Origin of the sequence: Micromonospora echinofusca (genome assembly GCF_017614955.1) — a bacterium.
GTDB lineage: Bacteria > Actinomycetota > Actinomycetes > Mycobacteriales > Micromonosporaceae > Micromonospora > Micromonospora echinofusca_A.
Window position 1 is genome coordinate 1 of sequence record NZ_WVUH01000512.1, and the last position, 3,586, is coordinate 3,586.

The following is a 3,586-nucleotide window of genomic DNA, read 5'->3' on the forward strand; positions in this document are numbered from 1 at the left end:
GCCGGGGGGCGACTGCTCACCGGGGTCGGTGACTGCCGGCAGGATCGCCGTCTCGGTCTCCGTCGGCTCGGCGACGACCGGCCGGTCCGCCGGTCGACCCTGGTTGGGGCGGCCCTGGGTGGGCATCGTGGGACGGGCCGGCATGGCCAACCGGCCCCCGCCGCCGGGCGTCCGGACGTTGCCGCCCGGAACGGCGGGCCGGGGCGGCGGATCGTTGTGGTGCGGACGGCTGCGGAGCCCGCGGGAGGCGCCGTCGCCGCGTACCGCGAGGCTGAGCATGTCGCCCACGGACGTCCGGAGCAGGGCGAGCCCGTCGTCCACCGTGTGCCGGGCGGAGCGCCCGCCCGGTTGTTCGGCGTACCCGGGGGCGGTCACCGGGACGCTCCGATCCGGTCGCCGGCCGGCGCGCTCCGCTCCGGTCCCCGGTCCGGCGTCGCGGTACGCGGCGCCGACCCGGTGTGGTCGGGCACGACTCGATCCGGGTACGCCGCCGCGCGGCGACCCGTGAGGTGCTGATCCAGTGCGCTTGACGGCACGGCGGCCTCCTCGGGCTGAGGGGTGTCGACTCACGGCAAATGGGGTGAGCCGACCCGAGTGATGATAGGGCCAACGTCACCCTTGTGTGGCAAGTCCGTTACACAGAGCGGAAGTATTTCCCGGGTCGGCGCACCGGTGCCGCACCCGTTGTCCGTCGTCGACAAGAAGATTCCTCACCGGACCGACGGGTCGGGTGAAGATTTTCGACAGCGAGGGCGTTTCGGGTGGGTGCACGGCGTAGTCGGCCGGTGGTCGGCTGTGCCAGACTCAGCGACCGTGCAGGACGCTTTCAGCATCCCATCGTCGACCCTCGCCGACCGGTTACGCCACGCGGCAACACGGCAGGGCGACCGACCCGCGTTGCACTGGCGCGAGGTGACCCTCACCTGGGCGGAGTTCGACGCCGCCGTGGACGACGTCGGCCAGGCGCTCCGTGCCACGGTCACCCAGGGTGGCGAGATGCCACCCCCCGACCAGACCGGGGTGCCCGCCCGGGTGGCGATCGCCCTGCCCAACACCCCGGACTTCGCGGTGGCCTTCCTCGCCGCCCTGCGCGCCGGCCTCGTCGCGGTACCGGTCAACCCCGAGCTGACCGCCCCCGAGTTGCGGCACGTACTGGCCGACTCGGGCGCCACCGTGCTCGTCGGTACCGCCGAGGTCGCCGACCTGGCGTCCACGGTCACCGCCGACCTGCCCGGCCCGCTGACCGTGTACACCGGCCTGCCGGCCGGCCCCGGGGCGGCGGGGAGCGTCCACCCGGACCGGTCCGGCGAGGACCTGGCGGTACTGCTCTACACCTCCGGGACCGAGGGGCGGCCCAAGGGGGCCATGCTGACCCACCGGGCGCTGCTCGCCAACCACGAGCAGATCGCCCGGATCGACCCGCCGGTGGTCGGCCCCGAGGACACCGTGCTGCTCGCCCTTCCGCTCTTCCACGCGTACGGGCTGAACTCCGGGCTCGGTGCGGTCGTGTACCACGGCGCGACCGGGGTGCTGATCGACCGCTTCGACCCGGCCGGGTCCCTGGTCGACGTCGCCCGGCACCGGGTCACCGTGCTCGCCGGCGTACCGTCGATGTTCCTCGCCTGGTCGGCGCAGCCGGACCTGGCCGGGGCGCTGGCGTCGGTCCGGGCGGCGGTGTGCGGCGCGGCCCCGCTGCCGGTGGGGACCGCGGCCCGGTTCGCCGAGGCCGCCGGGCGCCCGGTCGGCGTCGGGTACGGCCTGACCGAGACCGCTCCGGTGCTCACCTCCACCCTGGTCGACGGGCGGTTCAAGCCCGGCTCGATCGGCACCCCGATCCCCGGTGTCGAGCTGCGCCTGGTCGGTGCCGACGGGGTGGACCTGTGGCGGGACGGCACGATCGAGGCGGAGACCGACACCGAGGGGCCGGACCTGGCGTTCTCGTCGCCCGGCACGGATCCGGGTGAGATCGTGGTACGCGGGGCGAACCTCTTCTCCGGGTACTGGCCGGACGGACGGGGCAGCCCCGACCCCGACGGCTGGTGGGCCACCGGGGACATCGCCTACGCCGACGGCGAGGGCGACCTGTTCCTGGTCGACCGGCTCGGCGAGCTGATCCTGGTGAACGGGTTCAACGTCTACCCGCACGAGGTGGAACTGGTGCTCCAGTCCCATCCCGGGGTGGTGGAATCGGCGGTGCTCGGGGTGCCGCACCCGCGTACCGGGCAGAGCGTGCGGGCGTACGTGGTGCCGGCACCGGGAAGCCCGGTGGGTGAGGCGGAACTGCTGGCACACTGTGCCCGGAACCTGGCCCGGTTCAAGTGCCCCACCGGGATCGACTTCGTCGACACGCTGCCGCACTCGGTGATCGGCAAGGTACGCAAGCGGCTGCTCCCGGCGGCCCGGACCGGTACGGAGGTGCCTGATGGCGACTGAGCCCCGGCTGACCCTGATCACCAGGCAGGGCTGCCACCTCTGCGACGACGCGCGGGTCGCGCTGGACCGGGTGGCGGCGGTGACCGGTGACCGGTGGACCGAGCTGGACGTCGCCGACGACATCGAGCTGGAGCGCGAGTACGGCGACCGGCTGCCGGTGGTGCTGCTGGACGGCAAGGAGCACGGCTACTGGCGGGTGGAGGAGGAGCGGCTGCTGCGCGACCTCACCACCCCGCTGCTCTGACGCGCCGCCGCTCCGGCCGGGTCGATCTGCGGGCCTGGCCTGCCGGGCTGGTGCTGGTCGGTGGCGGTGGCCCCGACTCGGTATCGTCCGGCCATGACTCCGGTACGCCCCCACCTGGTCTGGGACTGGAACGGCACGCTGCTCAACGATCTGAGTCTGGTGGTCACCGCCACCAATGCGGTCTTCGCGCACGTCGGTGGCCCGACGGTCACCGCCGAGGAGCACCGGACCCGGTTCCGACGCCCGATCGCCGACTACTACGCGGAGGTGCTGGGTCGGGCGGTGGACGAGGAGGAGTTCGGTCGGCTCGACCGGATCTTCCACGACGCGTACCGGACCGGGCTCACCACCTGCCGGCTGGCGGAGGAGGCCACCGAGGCGATGCGGTCCTGGCCCGGTAGCCAGTCCCTGCTGTCCATGTGGTTCCACGACGAACTGGTACCGACCGTGACGACGTACGGACTGGACGGGCACTTCACCCGGGTCGACGGGCTGCGGGCGGCGGTCGGTGGTGACCGCAAGGCGGCCCACCTGGAGCAGCACCTGGCCGAGCTGGGCCTGGACGGCCGGTCGGTGGTGCTGATCGGGGACTCGATCGACGATGCGGACGCCGCCGAGTCGGTCGGTGGGCGGTGTGTGCTCTACACCGGCGGGTTCACCGATCCGGGTCGGCTGCGCGGTTCGGGGCGGCCGGTCGCGGACACCCTGACCGAGGCGGTCCGCCTGGCGGCCGACCTGTCCTGACCCCGCTGCGTCCCCACCCCGGAGGGGGGCACCGGCTCCCGCAGCGCACGCCGGTCGAGGGCTCGGGCCGGCCGGGATGCGCGCTGATCATGAAGTTAATCGCGACAAATCGGACGCCGGAGGGCGATAACTTCATGATCAACCCAGGGTCGGGGGGTGTGGGGT

3 protein-coding genes and 1 pseudogene are annotated in these 3,586 nt (G+C 73.3%); 3 read left to right on the forward strand and 1 reads right to left on the reverse strand.

The genetic code is table 11. The features are described 5' to 3' along the window. Nucleotides 1–375 (reverse strand): annotated as a pseudogene (locus GSF22_RS31915) (ECF subfamily RNA polymerase sigma factor, BldN family); the annotation flags it as partial. Between the two features lie 438 nt (nucleotides 376–813). Here GSF22_RS31915 and GSF22_RS31920 point away from each other — a divergent pair. From GSF22_RS31920 to GSF22_RS31930, 3 genes are all read left to right on the forward strand, one after another. Continuing rightward, a complete protein-coding gene (locus GSF22_RS31920) occupies nucleotides 814–2,433 on the forward strand; it encodes an AMP-binding protein (RefSeq protein ID WP_307804497.1) in 1,620 nt (539 codons plus the stop codon). Then, nucleotides 2,423–2,677, forward strand: coding sequence for a glutaredoxin family protein (locus GSF22_RS31925; protein WP_208817627.1), 255 nt, complete (start codon nucleotides 2,423–2,425; stop codon nucleotides 2,675–2,677). Before GSF22_RS31920 ends, GSF22_RS31925 begins: the two co-directional genes overlap by 11 nt. A gap of 93 nt (nucleotides 2,678–2,770) precedes the next feature. Next, the gene (locus tag GSF22_RS31930) at nucleotides 2,771–3,421 is read left to right on the forward strand and encodes an HAD family hydrolase (protein WP_208817628.1); all 651 of its coding nucleotides are present in this window, start codon (nucleotides 2,771–2,773) and stop codon (nucleotides 3,419–3,421) included. Nucleotides 3,422–3,586 lie beyond the last annotated feature (165 nt).

Excerpts from the sequence above, each read along its gene's own strand:
- GSF22_RS31925 (WP_208817627.1), top strand. The coding sequence starts at position 2,423 with ATGGCGACTGAGCCCCGGCTGACCCTGATCACCAGGCAGGGCTGCCAC.
- GSF22_RS31930 (WP_208817628.1), top strand. The coding sequence starts at position 2,771 with ATGACTCCGGTACGCCCCCACCTGGTCTGGGACTGGAACGGCACGCTG.